Source organism: Streptomyces sp. So13.3 (assembly GCF_005860785.2).
In the GTDB taxonomy this organism is placed as follows: Bacteria; Actinomycetota; Actinomycetes; order Streptomycetales; family Streptomycetaceae; genus Actinacidiphila; species Actinacidiphila fildesensis.
Map to the genome: position 1 here is coordinate 1,388,046 of NZ_CP048835.1, position 19,915 is coordinate 1,407,960.

The window sequence follows — 19,915 nt, forward strand, 5'->3', positions numbered from 1 at the left end:
CGGCCGGGGCGCTGGCCTGCGCCGACGCGCAGTAGACTCTCTGCACGTGACTGCTAAGCCTCGTATCCCGAACGTCCTGGCCGGCCGCTACGCCTCCGCGGAGCTCGCCACCTTGTGGTCCCCCGAGCAGAAGGTGGTGCTGGAGCGCCGTCTGTGGCTCGCCGTCCTGCGGGCGCAGAAGGACCTCGGTATCGAGGTGCCCGAGCAGGCGCTCGCCGATTACGAGCGGGTGCTGGAGCAGGTCGACCTCGCCTCCATCGCCGAGCGCGAGAAGATCACCCGGCACGATGTGAAGGCCCGCATCGAGGAGTTCAACGCTCTCGCCGGGCACGAGCAGGTCCACAAGGGCATGACGTCGCGCGACCTCACCGAGAACGTCGAGCAGCTGCAGATCCGGCTGTCGCTGGAGCACGTCCGCGACCGCACGGTCGCGGTGCTGACCCGGCTGGGGAAGCTCGCGGCCGAGTACGCCGAGCTGGTCATGGCCGGCCGTTCGCACAATGTCGCCGCGCAGACCACCACCCTGGGCAAGCGCTTCGCGACGACCGCGGACGAGCTGCTGGTGGCCTTCGAGCGGGTCGAGGACCTGCTGGGCCGCTACCCGCTGCGCGGTATCAAGGGCCCGGTCGGCACCTCGCAGGACATGCTGGACCTGCTGGGCGGCGACACCGCCAAGCTCGCCGAGCTGGAGGACCGGATCGCCGGTCACCTGGGCTTCTCGCGGGCCTTCACCTCCGTCGGCCAGGTCTACCCGCGCTCGCTGGACTACGACGCGGTGACCGCGCTGGTGCAGCTGGCCGCGGCCCCCTCGTCGCTGGCCAAGACGATCCGGCTGATGGCCGGGCACGAGCTGGTCACCGAGGGCTTCAAGCCCGGTCAGGTCGGCTCGTCCGCGATGCCGCACAAGATGAACACCCGATCCTGCGAGCGCGTCAACGGCCTCGCGGTGATCCTGCGCGGCTACGCCTCGATGGTCGGCGAGCTGGCGGGCGACCAGTGGAACGAGGGCGACGTGTCCTGCTCGGTGGTGCGCCGGGTCGCGCTGCCGGACGCGTTCTTCGCCTTCGACGGTCTGCTGGAGACGTTCCTGACGGTGCTGGACGAGTTCGGCGCCTTCCCGGCTGTCATCGCCCGTGAGCTGGACCGCTACCTGCCGTTCCTGGCCACCACGAAGGTGCTGATGGGCGCGGTGCGCGCGGGTGTGGGGCGCGAGATCGCGCACGAGGTCATCAAGGAGCACGCGGTGGCCTCCGCGCTCGCGATGCGTGAGAAGGGCGCCGAGCGCAACGAGCTGCTGGACCGGCTCGCCGAGGACGAGCGGATGCCGCTGGACCGGGCGCAGCTGGACGCGCTGATGGCCGACCGGCTGTCGTTCACCGGTGCCGCCGCCGGACAGGTCGCGGCCGTCGTGCAGCGGATCGCCGAGGTCGCCGAGCGGCACCCGAAGGCGGCCGCTTACGCGCCCGGAGCGATCCTCTGACGCCGGAGGAACTCGAAGCCGCCCGCGACCGCACCATCGAGGATGTGGTCGCGGGCGGCCTGCGTGTGCTGTTCTGCGGGATCAATCCGGGGCTGCTGTCCGCGGCGACCGGCCATCACTTCGCCCGGCCGGGCAACCGGTTCTGGCCGGTGCTGTACGCCTCGGGCTTCACTCCCCGGCTGCTCCTCCCCGCCGAGCAGCGGGAGCTGCTCTCGTACGGGCTCGGCATCACCAATGTCGCGGCGCGGGCCACGGCGCGGGCCGACGAGCTGAGCGCCGCGGAGATGGTGGAGGGCGGCCGGATCCTCGACGCCAAGGTGCGGCTGCTGGAGCCGGCGTGGCTGGCGGTGGCCGGTATCACCGCCTACCGGGTGGCCTTCGGCGAGAAGGACGCCCGGATCGGTCCGCAGGAGCGGACCATCGGCAGGACCCGGATCTGGGCGCTGCCGAACCCCAGCGGCCTCAACGCCCACTGGACGGCCGCGGCCATGGCGGAGGAGTTCGGACGGCTGCGCGCGGCCGCCGACGACCCGGATCCGGGCGCCCGCTAGGGACTTGGGGAGGCTCCGGAGATGCTCCGGCGGCGACCGGCGCGGCGCCGGCTGCAACGGCACTCGCCGCGCGGCCGCTGGCCAGGTACGATCCGCCCACATACACGCGCTGGCTGGGAGGACATACGTTGGGGCGGCTCACCGGCGGGGATCCATCCCTGCTGCGACGGATCAATTCCGCGGTGGTCCTCCACGCGCTGCGCGGGTCCCAGACCCCCACTCTCACCGAGCTGGTGCACAGCACCGGCCTCTCCCGGCCGACCGTCGAGGGCGTCATCGAGGGGCTGACGGAGTCCCGGCTGGTGGTGGAGGCCCCGGCCGAGCCCGGTGACGCCCGCAAGCAGGGCCGGCCGGCCCGCCGCTTCCGGTTCCACGCCGAGGCGGGCCATCTGCTGGGCATCGAGATCGGCGCGCACCAGGTGCGTGCGGTGCTGTCCGACCTCAGCGGCCAGCTGCTGGGCTCGCTGGGCCATGACGTGGCGGAGGCGGCTTCCGCGGACGACCGGCTGGACCGGGTCCGCGGCACTGTCGCCGAGCTGCTGCGCAAGTGCGGGGTGGCGCGCAGCACGCTGTGGGCGGTCGGGGTCGGCAGCCCCGGCATCGTCGAGGCCGACGGCGCGGTGCGGTTGAGCACGGCGCTGCCGGGCTGGACGGGTCTGCCGCTCGGCGAGCGGCTGCAGCGGTCGTTCCGCTGTCCGGTGCTGGTGGAGAACGACGCGAATGTCGCGGCCGTCGCCGAGCACTGGAAGGGCGTCGGCATGGGGACCGACGACATGGTCTTCGTGCTGGCCGGGCTGAGCCCGGGTGCCGGTTCGCTGATCGGCGGCCGGCTGCACCGCGGCTTCGGCGGTGCGGCGGGCGAGATCGGGGCGCTGCACCTGCTGGGGCAGGAGGTGACACCGGAGCATCTGCTGTCGACCACCGGGACGCCGCTGCACCCGCTGGACGAGTCGGCTGTCGCCCGGGTCTTCGCGCTCGCCAAGGGCGGCGATGTGCAGGCCAAGGAGGCCGTGGACCGGTATCTGCGGCGGCTGGTGCACGATGTGGCGGCCCTGGTGCTCGCTCTCGACCCCGAGCTGGTCGTGATCGGCGGCTGGGCGGCGGGCCTGGACGGCGTCCTGGAGCCGCTGCGCGACCAGCTGGCGCGCTACTGTCTGCGGCCGCCCGAGGTGACGCTGTCGGCGCTGGGCCAGGAGGCCATCGCGACCGGGGCGCTGCGGCTGGCGCTGGACCACGTCGAGGAGCAGTTGTTCGCCGTCGAGCAGACCTCACTCCCCCGGCGCTGAGCCGAAAGCACCCTCCCGACCGACAGCACATGAGCACCGGAACCCCCAGGGTTCCGGTGCTCATGTGCGTACGACGATGTGTGCTCAGGACGCCTGGCGGCGCTCCTGCTCCTCGTGGGGGGTGACCTCCACGGTGCCGGTGTCACCGAAGGTGAGCCGGCAGGTGTCCGCGCGGTAGGTGGAGATCGCGACGGCGGCGACCTGGCCGGCCGCGAAGTAACGCGTGGTGACGACGAGGACCGGGGCACCGGGCAGCCGGTCGAGCTGCTTGGCGTCCTCGGCTCGGGCCGAGCCCAGCTCCACGGCGCGGTCCTCGCCCTCCAGGTCCAGCCGCTGCAGCTCCCGCAGCACGGCGGGCGCGTGGCTCGCCGGGGTCAGCAGACCGGGCAGTCCGGGGACCGACTCGGCGGGAACGTAGAGCAGTTCGGTGGCGACCGGCTGGCCGTTCATGACGCGTTCGCGCCGGATGGTGTGCACCGGGACCCCGCCGGCGCTGTCGAAGAGACGGGCGACGGCGGCCGGGGCGACGGCCTCGGCACAGCCGACCGTGCGCCAGGTGTCGTTGCCGATACCGGGCCAGGCGTTGTCCGTCGGACCGACGGCCACACCCATGCGGGGCGGGGCGACGGTGGTGCCGACACCACGGCGGCGCTGCAGCCGGCCTTCCAGCTCGAGCTGCTCCAGGGCCTGGCGGAGCGTGGCCCGCGCGACACCGAAACGGGCGGCGAGGTCACGCTCGTTGGGCAGGATCTCGCCCACCGAGAACTCGGAGTCGAGCGCGTCATTGAGCACGGTCTTCAGGTGCCAGTACTTCGGCTCCTGAACCTCCTGCGTCGCCTCGAGCTGCGTGGTCCCCACCCTGTCCTCACAATCGCTGGGGCCCTGTGCGGGCCTTGTTCAGCCTTGTTTCGGAACCCCTATTTATTAAAGGTCCTTGCACTACTAAGGCGACGATAGGGCGGGCCTCCCCCTTGGTCAAGACCAATCATCGTTCCGGTCCCTGACCAGGGACGCCTCGTACGCATGACGTTCACGCGATGTTGATGCCGCGCCACAGGGGCGCCGGCCGGTCACGGAGCGTCGGCTCCCCACGCATCAGATACCACCCGACCGGCCGTGCCGATGTCCAGGCGGGGCGGCGGGGGCGGAGCCACAATGAGGCCGGGCCGCCACAGCGGTGGCGGCCGGTGCGGGAACGAAGGGGAACCGGATGCGTTACGCGGTACTGGGTACGGGCGAGGTCGGCCGGACGCTCGCGGGCAAGCTCGTCGCGCTGGGCCACGAGGTGACGCTGGGCTCGCGTACGAAGGACAACGCGGCGGCGCTGGCCTGGGCGCAGGAGGCCGGTCCCGGTGGGCACAACGGGACGTTCGCGGATGCGGCGGCCTTCGGCGAGGTCGTCGTCAACGCCACCGGGGGCATGGTGTCGCTGCAGGCACTGGAGGCGGCGGGTGCGGCGAACCTCGCGGGGAAGCTGCTGGTCGACGTCGCCAATCCGCTGGCGTTCGCGGACGGCGAAGTGGTCCTGGACCCGGTGGGTTCGGACAGTCTGGGCGAGCGGATCCAGCGGGCGTTTCCGGAGGCCCGGGTGGTGAAGACGCTCAACACGGTCAACTCGGCGGTGATGGTGGATCCTTCGCGGGTGCCGGGTGAGCATGTGCTGTTCCTGAGCGGGGAGGACGCGGCGGCGAAGGATCAGACGGCCGCGCTGCTGGCGGAGTTCGGCTGGCCGCGCGAGCGGGTCGTGGACCTCGGCGGCATCACGTCGGCACGCGGTACCGAGGCCTATCTGCTGCTGTGGGTGAAGGCCATGGGCGCCCTGGGGCACGCCGACTTCAACGTCACACTGCAGCGGGCCGGTTGACCGCTGTCCCGCCCTCCACCGGGGAGGGAGGGGCCCCGACCGAGACGGGGGCGCCCGGTCGGGGCTGCTGGCCGGGCCGGCAGCGAACACCGGCCCGTATCCAGTGAACTCACGGTGCCCCATAGGAGTTCCCGGGCTTCCCCGATACCCTTCCTGACGTCATGTCTATCAACGGTCAGGAGCGCTCCATGCCCCGAACCGCCTCCCTCGTCGAGGTCTCCCCCGCCGGTCTCCCGCCCGTTCTCGTCGCCTACGAGCGCCGCGGCGAGGGAGAGCCGCTGGTGCTGCTGCACGGCATCGGGCACCACCTGCAGGCATGGGACCCGGTGGCCGGTCTGCTCGCCGCCGAGCGGGACGTCATCGCCGTGGACCTGCCCGGCTTCGGCCAGTCCCCCGCTCAGCACGCGTCGGTCCCCAGCGACCTGCCGACGGCCGTCGCCGCGCTCGACGCCTTCTTCACCGCGCTCGGGCTCGACCGCCCGCATGTGGCGGGCAACTCCCTCGGCGGGCTCGTCGCCCTGCACCTGGGCCGCGAGCGGCTGGTGCGCAGTGTGACGGCGCTGTCCCCGGCCGGATTCTGGACCGAGTCGGAACGGCGCTACGCCTTCACGGTGCTGGGGGCGATGCGGCGCGGCGCCCTGCTGCTGCCGCCGACCACCGTGCAGCGGATGGCCCGCAGCACGGCCGGCCGCGCCGCGCTCACCAGCGCGATCTACTCCCGCCCCGGACAGCGCTCGCCGGAGGCCGTGGTGGCCGAGACGCGTGCCATGCGGGAGGCCGCCGGATTCGAGGCCACGCTGGCGGCGGGCCGGGCCGGCGTCGTCTTCAGCGACGACATCCCCGATGTCCCGGTGACCATCGCCTGGGGCACCCAGGACCGCGTCCTGCTGCGTCGCCAGGGGATCCGTGCCAAGCGCACCATCCCCGGCGCCCGGCTGATCCGGCTGCCCGGCTGCCCGGCTGCGGCCATGTGCCGATGAACGACGACCCGGAACTGGTGGCCCGGGTCATCCTCGACGGCTCGCGCTGACCGCCGTCCGGGCCTCTGCCGCCCCGCCCGTCAGGGCTCCGGTCCGTTCCCCCGGCGCGCGCCGGGCGAGCATTCCGGAGCCCACCGCGACACCCGCCGCGACCAGCAGGCTGCCCGCCAGCCGCCCCGGCCCGAAGGTGCCCACGCCGACCAGCGGCGCGGTCAGCGCCGCGGAGACCGGGATCAGCCCGGAGAAGAGCGTGGCGCGTTCGGCGCCGATCCGCTGCATCCCGGCGTACCAGCAGATGAAGCCGATGACGGTCGCCACGACGGCCTGCCAGCCCAGCGCCACCGCCTCGCCCGTGTCGGGCAGCCGCAGCGCGGCCCGCCCGTCGAGCAGCAGTCCGAGGAGTCCGGCCTCGACGGCGGCGAAGCCGCAGACGCAGGTCGACAGCAGTCGTGGACCCAGCGGTCCGACCAGCGGTGCGGCGACCACCGCGAAGGCGACCTCCCCGGCCAGCGCCGCCACCGACCACACCAGCCCGGCCGTGTCCGAGCCGCCCCATCCCTGGACGGCGAAGGCCCCGCCCGCGACGAGCAGCGCACCGGCCAGCACCGCGCGGGAGGGACGCCGGCCGGCCAGCAGCGGCACGAGTACCGCCACGACGATCGGCGCGCAGCCCACCAGGACGCCGGGCACCGCGGGTTCCGCGCTGCCCTCGGCGGCGAGCACCGCGAGGTTGAAGCCGACCATGCCGGTCGCGGCGAGCACCGCGAGCCGCAGCCACTGCCGCCCGGTGAGCGCACGCAGCCGGACGGCCGTGTCACTGGTGCTTCTGAGCGTGAGCAGGGCGAGCAGTACGAAGGCGATGCCGTACCGCAGCGCCTGGCCTCCGGCGTGCGGGTAGTCGACGAGTGCGCCGTTGGCGGTGAAGGAGCCGCCGACCAGGACACAGGCGAGGGCGGCCAGGAGCGCTCCACGGCGCTGGAATGAGTTCATGCGATGACGCTATGAAGAGAACCGGTCCGGATTAAGGTCCAATCCCATGGCAGCTTCGAGGACCACTTCCGACGACGGCGACGGTGACGGAGCGGGCGGGACCGCCGCCTGGGAGCTGCTGCTCCCTTCGGCGGCCGCCCCGGCGCGCAGCCGTGGCCGCGCGCTGCAGGGGGCGCTGCGCGACGCGGTGCGGTCGGGCCGGCTGACGCCCGGCACCCAACTGCCGTCGAGCCGGGAGCTGGCCGCCGATCTGCGGGTGTCGCGCGGGCTGGTGACGGACGCGTACACGCAGCTGACCGCGGAGGGGTATCTGAGCGGCCGGCAGGGCTCCGGGACGTGGGTGACCAGTGCGTGCGCGGGTCCCGTGGCGCCCGCCCCCGGACCGTTCGCGGCGGACGACCGGGGCGGCCCCACGGACTTCCGGCCGGGGCTGCCGGATCTGTCGCTCTTCCCGCGCGCCGCCTGGTCGGCCGCCCACCGCAGGGTGCTGACGCGGCTGCCGCACCGGGCGTTCGGCTACCCCGATCCCCGCGGGCTGCCCGAACTGCGGGCCGCGCTCACCGATCTGCTGGCCCGCCGCCGTGGGGTCGCGGTGGAACCGGACCGGGTCGTGGTGTGCTCCGGGGTGGCGCAGGCGCACACCCTGATCGGCCTGGTCCTGCGGGACCGCGGGGAGCGCCGGGTGGCGGTGGAGGATCCGGGCAGCCCCGAACACACGGCGCTGTTCGCGGCGGCGGGGCTGGCGGCAGTGCCGGTGCCGGTGGACTGTGACGGCCTGGACCCGGCGGCGCTGGCCGCCACCGGGGTGCGGGCGGCCGTGGTCACCCCGGCCCACCAGTTCCCTTCGGGGGTGGCGTACACGGCCCGGCGGCGCGGTGAACTCGCCGACTGGGCCCGGGAGAGCGGCGGACTGCTGATCGAGGACGACTACGACGGGGACTTCCGCTACGACCGGGCGCCCGTCGGCGCCCTCCAGGGCCTGGCCCCCGGCCGGGTCGCCTACACCGGATCCGTCAGCAAATCGCTGGCTCCCGGACTGCGGCTGGGCTGGCTGGTCGCACCGGCGGAGCTCGCGGCCGAGGTCGCGGCACGCAAGCGGACGATGGACCTCGGCAATCCGGTGACCGAGCAGGCCGTCCTGGCGGAGTTCATCTCCGGCGGCCACTACGACCGGCAGTTGCGGCGCTGCCAGCGCCTGTACCGCATCCGCCGCAACACCCTGGCCGAGGCGCTGGAACGGCACTTCCCCGGGGCGCGGGTCAGCGGCATCGCGGCCGGACTGCATGTGATCGCGGCCCTGCCCGCGCGCTACGGACCCGAGCCGCGCTTCCTGGCGGCGGCCGCGGCGGCGGGTGTCGCGGTACGGCCGCTGTCCGACTACACCGTGCGCGGCGGCGGTGCGGACGACGGCCGGGTGCGCCTCGTCATGGGGTACGCGCACCTGTCGCCGGCGGACATCGAACGGTCGGTCGCCCTGCTGGCCGGGGGGCTTTGATCTCGAATCGGCAACGGCAGGTTTAACTTCTCGATACCCCCCTCTGTCGCAGTCGTCCCACTTGATAGATATGACGCAGCGCGTTCCTGTCGGTCGATAGGCGCTCCACCCCCTTTTGGCCTTCGTCCTGTTGAGAGGTACGCCCATGCCTCCGCGCCCCCGCGCGGCGGTCCTGCCCCTGGTCGCGGTCTTCGCCGCCGGGTATCTCGCCGCCTATCTGCTGCCCACCATCGTCGGGCACCTCGGTTCCTCCCCCGGTGGCCTCGGCCTGAGCAGCGCCCATGCGGGCGCTGTCGGCAGCGCACTGCTGCTCTCGTCGGCCGGTGCCGGACTGACCCTCGCCTCCCGCGTGGACCGCCTGGGGCCCGTCCGCCTCGCCCGCGCCGGCCTGCTGCTCATGGTGGCGGGCTTCGCCCTCGCCGCCGGCACGTCCCACGTTCCGCTGGTGGTCGCCGGCTGCGTCATCGGCGGCTTCGGCTCCGGGACGGCGACCGCGGTCGCCGCCGTCGGGATCGCCGCCCGCCAGGACCCGCACCGCGCCTCGGTACTGGGCCTGTTGACCACCTCGGCGACGGCCGGCGCGCTGTACCTGGTGCTGCCGCGACTCGGTGGCGGCCACGCGCTGCCGTTCGCCGCCATCGCCTGCGCCGCCGCGCTGGCGCTGCCCGCGGCCGGGCGGCTGCCGGCCGCACCGGACCGGGTGGCGTCACCGCGCCCCGACGCCGGCGTCCCGGCCCGGCTGCCGCACCGCCGCGCCGGCGCCGTGCTGGCCGTCGCCATGCTGTGCTGGTCGATGGCGCAGAACGCCCTGTGGGGCGTGAGCGGACGCATCGGCCTCGACCGGGCCGGACTCTCCGAGGCCGCGCTCGGCCTGGTCTTCGCCGTCGCCCTCGGTGGCGGTCTGGCCGGAGTCGGCGCGGCGGGCGCGCTCGGCTCCCGGCTCGGCCGCGCCGTCCCGATCGGTGTGGGCACCGCGGTCATCGCCACCTGTGTCGCGGTGAGCGCCTCGGCCGGCGGAGCCGTGCCGTTCGCGACCGGCGAGGTGCTCTGGAACACCGTCTACCCCGTGGTGCTCTCCTACCTGATCGGCCTGGCCGCCTCACTCGACGGGCAGGGCCGCTGGGCCGTGCTGGCCGGTTCCGCCTCCAACCTCGGCGTCGCGTGCGGACCGCTGGCCGGGACGCTGCTCGCCGGTCATGCCGGCTACCCGGTCATGGGCGCCGTACTGGCCTGCGTGCTGTTCGCCACCGCCGTGCCGCTCACCGCGGTCGCACTGCACAGCGGCGGCCGCGTCCTGCTGCCGGGCACCGTCCGTCGGCGCGGCGGCGCGGCCGCGGCGGCTGTCGCGGGCGCGGCCGGCGCCCCTGCGGGGGCCGTGCCAGAACTGGGCGGCACCGAACTGGTGGTGACCGATATCGAGGTCGCCCCGATGCCCGTGCCGGAAGCGGTACTCGTCCCGCCGGCGGCCGCGCCACCGGCCCTCCGCGAGGAACCGGCGGCGCAGCTCACCTCGGTCTAGCGCACGGCCGTGCGCGTCAGGAGTTGGACCACTGGCGGGTCGACAGGACCAGGCGGTAGCCGTCCGCGTCCTCGATCGTGACGCCCCACTGGTCCCAGTACGGGTTGTGCGCGGGCACGCGGGTGCCGCCGTGCTCCAGCAGGCGGGCGAGGAGGTCGGCCGAGACCTCGCCGTCGAGGTAGACGACGAGCAGGTCCTCGGCCGTCGGCCGGGGCTCGACCGGCTGTCCGGGGTCGTGCACCAGCTCCAGGTGCCAGGCCGCGTCCGGCCAGCCGGCCATCAGCAGGGAGTGGTCGCCGGGGGTGCCGTCCCCTTCATGGCGGTAGAGCACATCGAGGCCGAGACCGCCGATCCAGAAGCGTTCGGCCGCCGCCAGATCCTTCGACGGCCGCGCGATGCGGACGTGTGCCGTGCCGTTGGCTGCCATGAAACCCCCTGCCCTGGGGCCGCCACCCGCGGCGACCCGATATCGAGGAACCTACCGGGCCGTTGATCATCCGCGCGATCGGCCCCGGGCCCAAGGGATCAGGGAGCGGGATCCGCGTCCGGCTGCTTCGTGCGGTCGAGGACGGACCCGGCTTCGGCACGCCGCCGTTCGGCCGTCTCGCCCTCCTCGTCGCCGTAGTCGGCGAGCACCGCCCGCGCCCGGTCCGCGGCGGCGTCGGGCCGGCCGAGGTCGGCCTCGATCCAGGCCGCGACCAGCTGTGCGGCGGAGCGGCCGTCGCGGGACCCGTAGGTCGCGGCGGCCCGCCCGGTGTGCACGAGTGCCTCCTCGTAGGCCGCGCGGGCGGAGCCGTCGGTGTCCGTGTCCCCGGGTTCGGCGGGGCAGCCGCGGGCCAGGAGTTGGCCGGTCTGGAGGTGGGTGTCGGCGAGGTCGGCCCGCAGCATGTCCCGCTCGTGCTCGTCGGTGGCCGCGGCGAGCGCAGCGGCGGCGGTCTCTGCGGCGGACTCCATCGCCCGGCGGGCGGCGGGCAGCCCCGGCCGGCCCTCGCGCAGCTCGATCCACGCGCGGGCGCGCAGTGCGCGCACCACCAACGGGGTCCGCCCGAGGGCGCGCCACAGCTGTTCCGCGCGCTCGTACGCCTGGACGGCCTGGTCGTCGAGCCCGGCGCGGTTGAGGGCGTCGGCGGCGAGGTGGGCGAGATTCGCGTGGTCCTGCTGTTCCTCCCAGTCCTTGGCGATCTCCGCGGCGAGCAGGAACTGCTCGGCGGCCGCGCGGGGTTCGTCCAGCTGCAGCAGGCATTCGCCCAGCCACCACCGGGCCTGAACGACCCGGCCCTCGTGGTGCGCCGCGCGCAGGTCGGGCAGCGCGGTCTCCAGGACGGCGGCCGCTTCGGCGGCGCGGCCGAGGCGGTTCAGCGCCCCACCGAGCACGAGCCGGGCCCAGCCGCCGGTGTCGTCGCCGTCCCCCGCCTCGTCGGCCCAGTGCGCGCCTTCCAGCGCGTGGTCGGCGGCCTCGTCGTCCTGGCCGGTGTCGGCGAGCGCCTGGGCGAGGACGGTGTGCAGATGGGCGTGGTGCGCGGGGGTGAGGAACTCGGTGCCGAGGTCGAGCGCGGAGCGGGCCGCGCGGGCGGCGGTGTGCGGATCGCCGTGGTTCAGGGCGAGCTCGGAGAGCATCGCCTCGCCCTCGACGGCGAGCCAGGGGCGTCCGGCCTCCTGGTGCAGTGCGGAGGCCCGGGTGAACGCCTCGGCCGCGCCCCGGACATCGCCGCGGCCGGCGACGAGCCGGCCGAGCAGGCAGGTCGCGTCGGCGATCCGGCCGAGGACGCGGTCCTCGTCACGGTGGGCCTCGGCCAGGACCAGGATGTCGGAGACCTCGGCCTCCACGGCGGCCGCGGCCGCCTGGGGGTCGGCGGCCTGTCCGACCGTTCCCAGCCTGATCCGGGCGCGCAACAGGAGCGCGCCGGTGAGCTGGCGGGTGGTGGCCCGCTCCTTGGCGTGCAGCTCCCTGAGCTGTTCGCAGGCGGCGTCGGCCGCGGCGAGGGCGGGCCGCACGGTTCCGGCGAGCGCCATGGCGTAGGCGGCGCGGCCGCGGCACGCGGCGGCTTCCCCGTACTCCCCGGCCGCCTCGAAGTCCGCCGCGGCCGCGGTCAGCAGCGCGAGCGCGGCCGGCGGGTCGTCGAGGCTGTCCATGCCGGCGTGGTCGGCGACTTCGGCGTGGGCCATCGGGTCCAGCGGGGTCCCGGTGCGGTCGGCGGCGCGGCCGACCGCGGCCCACGCCGCGTGGGCAGCCTCGCGCTGCTCCCTGCTGAGCTCGCGGGCGCGGGCGATCAGCTCCGTGAGGTCGTCACTCCGGTCCGCGGCAGCGTCTGCGGACGGCACTGCGGGCGCCGCGGCCGGTGCCGTTTCCGGCAGGCGCGCGGCGCGCACCCCGAGCGGCAGCCGGTCGAGCAGCGGGGTGCCGGCGAGGCGTTCCGCCACCCAGGTGCTGACGGTGTCCGTGCCGTTGCGCTCGTCGAAGCCGCGGGCGAGGCCGGCGATGGCGGCTTCGGTGCGGGTGAGGAGTTCGGCCGCGGTGCGCGTCGTCGCCCCGGGCGCGGGGACGGGACGGTCGCCGTGGCCGAGCGCGGTGAGCCGGCGCAGCAGGACGGCGGCGGCTCCCAGGAAGTGCAGCCGGGACAGGGGCGTTCCGTCGCCCTCCAGGTGCGCGGTGTGTTCGGCGAGGATCTCCAGGCCGCGTGCCTCGTTGCCGGTCAGTGCGCAGAACTCGATGTGCCTGCCGATGGAGGGCAGCAGGCTCTCGTTGCCCCGGGCCAGCCGGTAGCCGCGCAGATGGTTCCCGCGGGCCTCGTCGGTGCGCCCGAGCCGGACCAGGGGCAGCAGGGACAGCGACAGGATGCGGTGTGGTTCCTCCTGGCAGTTGTGCTCGCCCGCCAGCACCGGCGCCCAGGCGGCGACGGCGCGTTCGTCCTCGCCCCGGTCGGCGTGCCACTCGCCCTCGTCGTTGAGTTCGCAGGCCCGGCAGTCGCTCATGATGTCGCGGTCGGCGGCGGTCCAGGCGGCCAGCGAGCGGATGGCTGTGGCCGTGTCGCCGGTGTGCCGGGCCAGGCTGTACTCGGCGGCGTGTACGGGCCGCTGCGAGTAGCCGCCCAGGGCGTAGCGGCGGCCCATCTCCACCAGCCACCGTCGGATGGGCTCCAGCGGGATGTCGGAGTAGCCGATCATGCCGGTGCTCACCCATTTGAAGCGCCAGTGCAGCTGGTGGACGGCGCGCTCGCCGAAGTCCTCCGGGTGCTCGTCCCACATCCGCAGCAGTCGGGAGAACGGCACGAACATCTTGGCGCGCTCGGTGCTGTACTCGTAGGCGCTGACGAGATCGAAGAGCGCGTCCAGCAGCAGCGGCCGGTCGCCGGTGGTCTCGGCGAGCGCCACCAGTTCCTCGGCGCGGGCGTTGCGCACGGTGCCGTTGCGGGCGGAGCGGTTCTCCTCCAGCGCCCGGTGGATCTCGTGGACGGCCGCCGTCATCGGCTCTCCTCCTGGCCTTCGGGGTGCGTGGCCCACTGCAGCAGGTCCAGGAACGCACGGTTGATCAGTGCCGAGTCGGCCGGGCGCAGCGGGCGCTGGGCCAGCATCAGGGCCTGTCCGTACAGCGCCTCGGTGGCGGTGCCGGCGAGTTCGGGGTCGTCGAGGGCGCTGATCCGGCGGACCAGCGGGTTGTGGTGGTTGAGGACGAGCCGGGCACGTGGCGCGGAGCCGCGCAGCGAGCCCAGGATGCCGGCCCACAGCCCGTCCGCCTGGGTCTCCTCCTCGGCGCGGGCGCGTTCGAACCGGGCGGCGCGGTCGTCGAGGTGCAGGGCGGGGACGGTCAGCGGGTGGAAGGTGCGCAGCACGACGTCGCAGCCCAGGGCGTCGAGCCGGGTGCGCGCAGCGGTGAGGAACCCGGCCAGCGCGAGCTCCTCCGCGGGGTCGACGGCGTCCAGGTGTGCGGTGACGGTGTCGGCGTCGAGTTCCGCGACGGCGGTGCCCGGCCGTACCCGCGGCAGCAGTTCGACGAGGTCGGCGTCGTAGGTGTAGCCGCCGTTGACAACCCCGATGCCCTGGGCCGACGCGATGGGCGCGACCTGCCGGTACTCCTCGACGGTGCGGGTGAAGTGCACGACCGGGTGGCGCCGGGCGAACTCCTCGAGCGACAGCCGTCCGTCGGTGGTCTCGAACGGCAGCCACGGCAGCATGACGCCGAACATCTCCGGGTCGTGCCGGGCCAGCGACTTCACCCCGAGGTGGTGCACGGACAGGAACTGCCCGAGCTGTTCGGGGTCTCCCGCGGCGAGCGCGGTCAGCCACTCGCGGATGCGTCCGCCGAGGGCGTCGCGGACGGCGGCCAGGGTCTCGTCGGCGTACAGGCTCTCGCGGGACGCGGTGGGGCGCAGGCTGTCGGTGTCGATGACGCACCGGACGAAGAACGCCCAGTCCGGCAGCAGGTCGTCCGCCCGTTCGGTGAGCAGCATGCCCTTGAGGTGGACGCGGTGGCCCGCGCGCCGGGCGGGGCTGACGGCCTCCGGCAGCACGTAGGCGACACCGCGGACGCCGGCGAGCGGCACGTCCAGGTCGATGGCGTCCAGCGGGGTGAAGCCGAACTGCTCGTGGCAGTGCCGGGCCAGCGCGATCCGCCGGGCGGCCGGGCTGGAGTGCGGGCGTTCCCACACCGCGGGCAGATCGGTGACCGGTTCGTCCCCGACGCGGACGTCGTAGGGCAGCAGCGAGCCGAAGTCCCGGGCGAGGGCGATGACGCGGGCGGGTTCCAGCCACTCGGCGGCTCCGGGCCGGGCGCTGAGGTACACCGTGGTGCCGGGTTCGGTGCGCGCGTCCGACGGCAGGGTGCGGACGGTGTAGGAGCCGTCGTCGCGGGCCGTCCACTCCACCGGCGGGGCGTCGGGGGTGCGGGCGGAACGGCTGACGACGCGGATCTCCCCGGCGACGACGAAGCACGCGAGCAGTCCGATGCCGAACTGGCCGAGGAATTCGGCGCGCGCCGACTCCAGGCCGTCGCGCTTGGAGCTGCGGCCGATGGTGGCCAGCAGGGTGTGGACGTCGCTCTCGGTGAGACCGATGCCGCTGTCCTCGACCCGCAGCCGGCCCTCCCCGGCGTACAGCCGCACCCGAGCGGGCGCGTCCGGCTGTTCGGCACGACGCGCCGTGATCGCGTCAACGGCGTTCTGCAGCAGTTCCCGCAGGTAGACCTTGGGGCTGGAGTAGAGGTGGTGGGAGAGCAGGTCCACCAGTCCGCGGAGATCGACCTGGAAGGTGTGCGGTATGTGATCAGCAGTCATCGTCTCAGCCGTACAGGGGATGAATTCCGGCCATCGTAGGGCGCTGCCCCGGTGTTGACCATGGGTTTCGGTGCGCGGTCCGGTCCGCCCCGGGCGCCGTGTTCACCGGCCGTTCGACCGGACGGCATCCGGGACCAGTAGGAACGGGGACGACGCAGGGGCAGCCGAGCAGCAGGAGTCGCACATGTCGCAGATGCCGAACACAGCACACCGGGAACAGGGTTCGCCGCAGTCGCGGCCTTCGGCCACCGGGGTGGACCGCCGGACGGTCCTCGGCGGCGGCCTGGCCGCGGCAGGAGCGCTGCTCGTTCCCGCCGTGACGGCGGCGCCCGCGCTGGCCCTGTCGGGACGGCCGGCCGCGCCGTGGGGTGTGCAGAGCGGCGATGTCACGGCCACGTCCGGTCTGGTGTGGGTACGGGCGGACCGGCCGGCCCGGATGGTCGTGGAGACGTCGGTCAGCGGCACCTTCCGCGACGCGCGCCGCTGGCAGGGCCCGCTGCTGGGTCCTGACACCGACTTCACCGGCACGACCTCGCTGCGTGGGCTGCCGTCCGGCGAACAGATCCATTACCGGGTGCTGCTGGCCGATCCGGACGGCCACCGGCGTACCGGCGCACCCATGGACGGCACCTTCCGCACCCCGTCGGCACGGCGCCGCGACGATGTGCGCTTCCTGTGGTCGGGAGACCTCGCCGGGCAGGGCTGGGGCATCAACCCGGACATCGGCGGCTACCGCATCTACGAGGCGATGGGCCGGCTCGACCCGGACTTCTTCCTGTGCAGCGGGGACAACATCTACGCCGACGGCCCGATCGCGCCCACCGCGGCGCTGCCCGACGGCCGGGTCTACCGCAACCTCACCACCCCGGAGAAGTCCAAGGTCGCCGAGACGCTCGCGGAGTTCCGCGGCGCCTTCCGCTACAACCTGCTCGACGACAAGCTGCGCGCCTTCAACGCCCGGGTGCCCTCGGTCATCCAGTGGGACGACCACGAGGTGCGCAACAACTGGTACCCGGGCGAGATCATGGACGACGCGCGGTACGCCCAGAAGAGCGTGGACGTGCTGGCGGCCCGCTCCCGTCGCGCGTTCTCCGAGTACTTCCCGATCTCGACGCTGCGGCCGAACGCCGACGGGCGCGTCCAGCGGGTGCAGCACCACGGCCCGCTGCTGGACGTCTTCGTGCTGGACATGCGCACCTACCGCAACGCCAACTCCCCCGACACCCAGACGCAGGACGAGCAGGGCATCCTCGGGCGGGCGCAGCTGGAGTGGCTGAAGCGGGAGCTGTCCCGGTCCCGCGCGGTGTGGAAGGTGATCGCCGCCGACATGCCGCTGGGCCTGGTGGTGCCGGACACCACGGAGGGCAAGCCGAACATCGAGGCGGTCGCGCAGGGCGATCCGGGTGCCCCGCTCGGACGTGAGTTGCAGATCGCCGAGCTGCTGCGGTTCGTCAAGCACCGGCGGATCACCGGCACGGTGTGGCTGACGGCCGATGTGCACCACACGTCCGCGCAGCACTACCAGCCGTCCCGCGCGGCGTTCACGGACTTCGCGCCGTTCTGGGAGTTCGTCTCCGGCCCACTGAACGCCGGCGCATTCCCGGCCAGCGCACTGGACGGCACCTTCGGTCCCGAGCGGGTCTTCGTCAAGGCGCCCGAGCGCGCCAACGTCTCGCCCGCCGAGGGGTACCAGTTCTTCGGTCAGGTCGACATCGACGGGCAGTCGGGCGAGCTGACGGTGCGGCTGCGTGAGCAGGACGGCACGGTGCTGTTCACCAAGGTGCTGCAGCCCGGCCGCGTCGGCCAGTAGGGCACCCGGCCCGCCGCGTCCGCGGTTTTGCCGTCTGCCGGTCGCGGGACACCGCCCGGCAGGCGGCAAAACCGTTGAAAGCGCAAATTAACCACCAGGAATCACCCTTAACCCACCGGTCATAGAACGTTCGTGATCACGCAACACATGTTCGACATGGTGTTCTCATGCCTCAGCTGACTCCGTCGAACCCACGCCCCTCCCGCGCCCACCGCCACCACTGGCGGCGCGACCTGGTGGAACTCGCCGCCCTCTTCACCGCGGTGGCCACCGCGGACCTGGTGTCCAATGTGGTGGTGCACGGTCCGGAGGGGCCCGTCCTGCTGGCCGCCTCGGCCGTCGCACTGCTGGCGACGGCCGGATTCCACACATGGTGGGCACGCCGCCACAGTCATGCGCCCCCCGGACCGGCTCCGGCGGACCGGGCCGACGAACCGGGCCCGGCGACGCTGTGGCGGCTGCGCACCACGGTGCGCGACACCCCCGGCAGCCTGGGCTCGGTGTGCATGGCGCTGGCCGACGCCGGCGTCGACATCCTGACGCTGCAGACCCACCCGCTGGCCGACGGCACGGTCGACGAGTTCCTGCTCCGGGCACCTGGATCGGTACCGGCCCTCGCGCTGTCCCAGGTCGTCGGGGCGGCCGGCGGACGCGACACCTGGACGGAGCGGGCCGACGCCCACGACCTGGTGGACACCCCCACCAGGATGCTCACGCTCGCCACCCGCACCGCCCTGGACGCCGCGGAGCTGCCGCTCGCCCTGCGCCAGCTCTTCGGCCGGTGCACGATCCGCTCGGTCCCGGCCGCGAAGGACGGCACCCCGGCACCGGAGGACTCCCTGACCGAGACCGTGATGACGCTGCGCGACCCGTCCGGCGGCACGATCACCGTCGAGCGGGCATACCTGCCGTTCACCCCGACCGAGTTCGCCAGGGCGCGGGCCCTGGTGGAACTCGACTCGCGGCTGGGCGTCCGGATGCCGGAGAGCAAGGACGTGCTGACGCTGCCGGAGGGCAACGAGATCACGATCCGCCGGGCCGGCCCCGAGGACCTGCCCGCGGCCCGCGCCATGCACGACCGCTGCTCCCCGGAGACGCTCGCGCAGCGCTATCACGGCCCGGTCCCCGACGCGGACCGCTATCTGAAGCACCTGCTCAGCCCGCGCTTCGGCCGGACGCTGGCCGTCGAGACGGCGTCGGGCCGGCTGGTCGCGCTGGCGCACCTGCTGTGGGACGGCGACGAGAACGAGGTCGCCCTGCTGGTCGAGGACGACTGGCAGCGCCGCGGCATCGGCGCGGAACTGCTGCGCAAGCTCGTCGGCCACGCCGTCGAGGCGGGCCGGGGCAGCGTCTACGCCGTGACGCAGGCGAACAACACCGGCATGGTGGCGACCATGCGCGATCTGGGACTCCCGCTGGACTACCAGGTCGAGGACGGCACGCTGGTGATCACCGCGACGCTGACACCGTCGGGCGTGCCGTCCTCGCCGAAGGTCACGAGCCGGAACTGACCGACTCGGCGAGGACCGAGGCCCGCAGCGCGCCGTCGAGGTCGCGCCACAGGTCCTCGACGTCCTCCAGGCCGACCGACATCCGCAGCAGCCGGTCACTGACGCCCGCCGCCCGGCGGTCCCGCTCGTCGACGACGCGGTGGCTGATCGAGGCCGGGTGCTGGATGAGGGTGTCGACACTGCCGAGGCTGACCGCCGGGGTGATCAGCCGGACCGCGGCGATCACCTCGTGCGGGTCGCCGTGCACCTCGAACGCGACCATGGCGCCGCCGATCCGCGGGTAGTGCACCGCCGCCACCCGCGGGTCGGCGGCCAGCCGCCCGGCGAGCACTTCGGCGCTCTGCGAGGCGGCGCGCATCCGTACCGGCAGCGTCGACAGCCCGCGCAGCAGCAGATAGCCGGCCAGCGGGTGCAGGACGCCGCCGGTGGCGAACCGGACCTTGCGCAGCAGCCGGGCGAACTCCTCGTCGCAGGCCACCACCCCGCCGAGCACATCGCCGTGACCGCCGAGGTACTTGGTCGCGCTGTGCAGCACGATGCTCGCGCCGAGCTCGGCGGGGCGCTGCAGCACCGGCGTCGCGAAGGTGTTGTCCGCGAGCAGCGGCACCGTTCCGCAGGCGTGCGCTATCGCCCGCAGGTCCAGTTCGGCGAGGGTCGGGTTGGCGGGGGTCTCGACCAGGACCAGCCCGGTGTCGGGCCGGATCGCTTCGGCGATGCCCGCCGGGTCCACCCAGGTCACCTCGGTGCCCAGCAGCCCGCCGGACAGCAGATGGTCACTGCACCCGTACAGCGGGCGGACCGCGACGACGTGCCGCAGGCCCAGGGAGCCGCGCGCCAGCAGGCAGGCGGTCAGGGCGGCCATGCCACTGGCGAAGGCGACCGCGTCGTCGGTGCCTTCGAGCCGGGCCAGGGCGGTCTCGAAGCGGCTGACGGTCGGATTGTCCAGCCGGCCGTAGACGGGCGGGCCCTCCAGCCGGGCGCCGGTGGCGGCGAACACATCGAGCCGGGCGGCCTCGCCCCGGCTGTCGTACGACGGGTACGTGGTCGACAGATCCAGGGGTACGGCGTGCACGCCGAGCCCGGCGAGGTCCTCGCGGCCGGCGTGCACCGCTTCGGTGGCCAGAGAACGAGGCGGTGCCACAGTGTGTTGTTCCATGCC

14 protein-coding genes and 1 pseudogene are annotated in these 19,915 nt (G+C 73.9%); 9 read left to right on the forward strand and 6 right to left on the reverse strand.

The features are described 5' to 3' along the window. The first annotated feature begins 46 nt into the window (after positions 1-46). The 3 genes from purB to C8250_RS06575 all read left to right on the forward strand — a co-directional run bounded on the left by purB (position 47) and on the right by C8250_RS06575 (position 3,317). On the forward strand, positions 47-1,480 hold the full coding sequence (gene purB, locus C8250_RS06565) for an adenylosuccinate lyase (RefSeq protein ID WP_138357207.1): 1,434 nt from the start codon (positions 47-49) through the stop codon (positions 1,478-1,480). After that, on the forward strand, positions 1,477-2,031 hold the full coding sequence (mug, locus tag C8250_RS06570) for a G/U mismatch-specific DNA glycosylase (protein WP_138357208.1): 555 nt from the start codon (positions 1,477-1,479) through the stop codon (positions 2,029-2,031). Before purB ends, mug begins: the two co-directional genes overlap by 4 nt. 128 nt (positions 2,032-2,159) lie before the next feature. Next, on the forward strand, positions 2,160-3,317 hold the full coding sequence (locus tag C8250_RS06575; RefSeq protein WP_138357209.1) for an ROK family protein: 1,158 nt from the start codon (positions 2,160-2,162) through the stop codon (positions 3,315-3,317). A gap of 84 nt (positions 3,318-3,401) precedes the next feature. On the opposite strand, the gene C8250_RS06580 is transcribed toward C8250_RS06575, so the two are convergent. Then, the gene (locus C8250_RS06580; RefSeq protein ID WP_138357210.1) at positions 3,402-4,175 is read right to left on the reverse strand and encodes a GntR family transcriptional regulator; all 774 of its coding nucleotides are present in this window, start codon (positions 4,173-4,175) and stop codon (positions 3,402-3,404) included. Positions 4,176-4,527: 352 nt separating this feature from the next. On the opposite strand from C8250_RS06580, the gene C8250_RS06585 reads away from it, so the two are divergent. Continuing rightward, positions 4,528-5,181: an NAD(P)-binding domain-containing protein gene (locus C8250_RS06585; protein WP_138357211.1), complete on the forward strand. Its 654-nt coding sequence runs from the start codon at positions 4,528-4,530 to the stop codon at positions 5,179-5,181. Positions 5,182-5,369: 188 nt separating this feature from the next. After that, a pseudogene (locus tag C8250_RS06590) lies at positions 5,370-6,211 on the forward strand (alpha/beta fold hydrolase). On the opposite strand, the gene C8250_RS06595 reads toward C8250_RS06590, so the two are convergent. Then, entirely contained in the window at positions 6,189-7,151 is a 963-nt protein-coding gene (locus C8250_RS06595; protein ID WP_138357212.1) for a DMT family transporter, read from the reverse strand. The pseudogene C8250_RS06590 and the gene C8250_RS06595 overlap by 23 nt on opposite strands. A gap of 46 nt (positions 7,152-7,197) precedes the next feature. Here C8250_RS06595 and C8250_RS06600 point away from each other — a divergent pair, with 46 nt between their 5' ends. Next, positions 7,198-8,646: a PLP-dependent aminotransferase family protein gene (locus C8250_RS06600; protein ID WP_138357213.1), complete on the forward strand. Its 1,449-nt coding sequence runs from the start codon at positions 7,198-7,200 to the stop codon at positions 8,644-8,646. Positions 8,647-8,791: 145 nt separating this feature from the next. Continuing rightward, positions 8,792-10,165: an MFS transporter gene (locus C8250_RS06605; protein WP_138357214.1), complete on the forward strand. Its 1,374-nt coding sequence runs from the start codon at positions 8,792-8,794 to the stop codon at positions 10,163-10,165. Between the two features lie 16 nt (positions 10,166-10,181). Here C8250_RS06605 and C8250_RS06610 read toward each other — a convergent pair whose 3' ends face one another. From C8250_RS06610 to C8250_RS06620, 3 genes are all read right to left on the reverse strand, one after another. Further along, entirely contained in the window at positions 10,182-10,592 is a 411-nt protein-coding gene (locus C8250_RS06610) for a VOC family protein (RefSeq protein ID WP_138357215.1), read from the reverse strand. A 98-nt stretch (positions 10,593-10,690) separates the two neighbouring features. After that, complete coding sequence (locus C8250_RS06615) at positions 10,691-13,630, reverse strand: tetratricopeptide repeat protein (protein ID WP_138357216.1); 2,940 nt, start codon at positions 13,628-13,630, stop codon at positions 10,691-10,693. After that, entirely contained in the window at positions 13,627-15,435 is a 1,809-nt protein-coding gene (locus C8250_RS06620; RefSeq protein WP_138357217.1) for an HSP90 family protein, read from the reverse strand. The genes C8250_RS06615 and C8250_RS06620 overlap by 4 nt, the downstream gene beginning before the upstream one ends. Positions 15,436-15,619: 184 nt before the next feature. Here C8250_RS06620 and C8250_RS06625 point away from each other — a divergent pair, with 184 nt between their 5' ends. Beyond that, positions 15,620-17,245: an alkaline phosphatase D family protein gene (locus C8250_RS06625; protein WP_232485509.1), complete on the forward strand. Its 1,626-nt coding sequence runs from the start codon at positions 15,620-15,622 to the stop codon at positions 17,243-17,245. 167 nt (positions 17,246-17,412) lie between these two features. Beyond that, the gene (locus tag C8250_RS06630; protein WP_138357218.1) at positions 17,413-18,756 is read left to right on the forward strand and encodes a GNAT family N-acetyltransferase; all 1,344 of its coding nucleotides are present in this window, start codon (positions 17,413-17,415) and stop codon (positions 18,754-18,756) included. Here C8250_RS06630 and C8250_RS06635 read toward each other — a convergent pair. Beyond that, a complete protein-coding gene (locus C8250_RS06635; protein WP_138357219.1) occupies positions 18,740-19,912 on the reverse strand; it encodes a PLP-dependent transferase in 1,173 nt (390 codons plus the stop codon). The two genes, C8250_RS06630 and C8250_RS06635, sit on opposite strands and share 17 nt — an antisense overlap. Positions 19,913-19,915: the final 3 nt, after the last annotated feature.

Coding starts and splice junctions, on each gene's coding strand:
- C8250_RS06585 (WP_138357211.1), top strand. CDS start 4,528: ATGCGTTACGCGGTACTGGGTACGGGCGAGGTCGGCCGGACGCTCGCG.
- C8250_RS06595 (WP_138357212.1), bottom strand. CDS start 7,151: ATGAACTCATTCCAGCGCCGTGGAGCGCTCCTGGCCGCCCTCGCCTGT.
- C8250_RS06600 (WP_138357213.1), top strand. CDS start 7,198: ATGGCAGCTTCGAGGACCACTTCCGACGACGGCGACGGTGACGGAGCG.
- C8250_RS06605 (WP_138357214.1), top strand. CDS start 8,792: ATGCCTCCGCGCCCCCGCGCGGCGGTCCTGCCCCTGGTCGCGGTCTTC.
- C8250_RS06610 (WP_138357215.1), bottom strand. CDS start 10,592: ATGGCAGCCAACGGCACGGCACACGTCCGCATCGCGCGGCCGTCGAAG.
- C8250_RS06615 (WP_138357216.1), bottom strand. CDS start 13,630: ATGACGGCGGCCGTCCACGAGATCCACCGGGCGCTGGAGGAGAACCGC.
- C8250_RS06620 (WP_138357217.1), bottom strand. CDS start 15,435: ATGACTGCTGATCACATACCGCACACCTTCCAGGTCGATCTCCGCGGA.
- C8250_RS06625 (WP_232485509.1), top strand. CDS start 15,620: ATGTCGCAGATGCCGAACACAGCACACCGGGAACAGGGTTCGCCGCAG.
- C8250_RS06630 (WP_138357218.1), top strand. CDS start 17,413: ATGCCTCAGCTGACTCCGTCGAACCCACGCCCCTCCCGCGCCCACCGC.
- C8250_RS06635 (WP_138357219.1), bottom strand. CDS start 19,912: ATGGAACAACACACTGTGGCACCGCCTCGTTCTCTGGCCACCGAAGCG.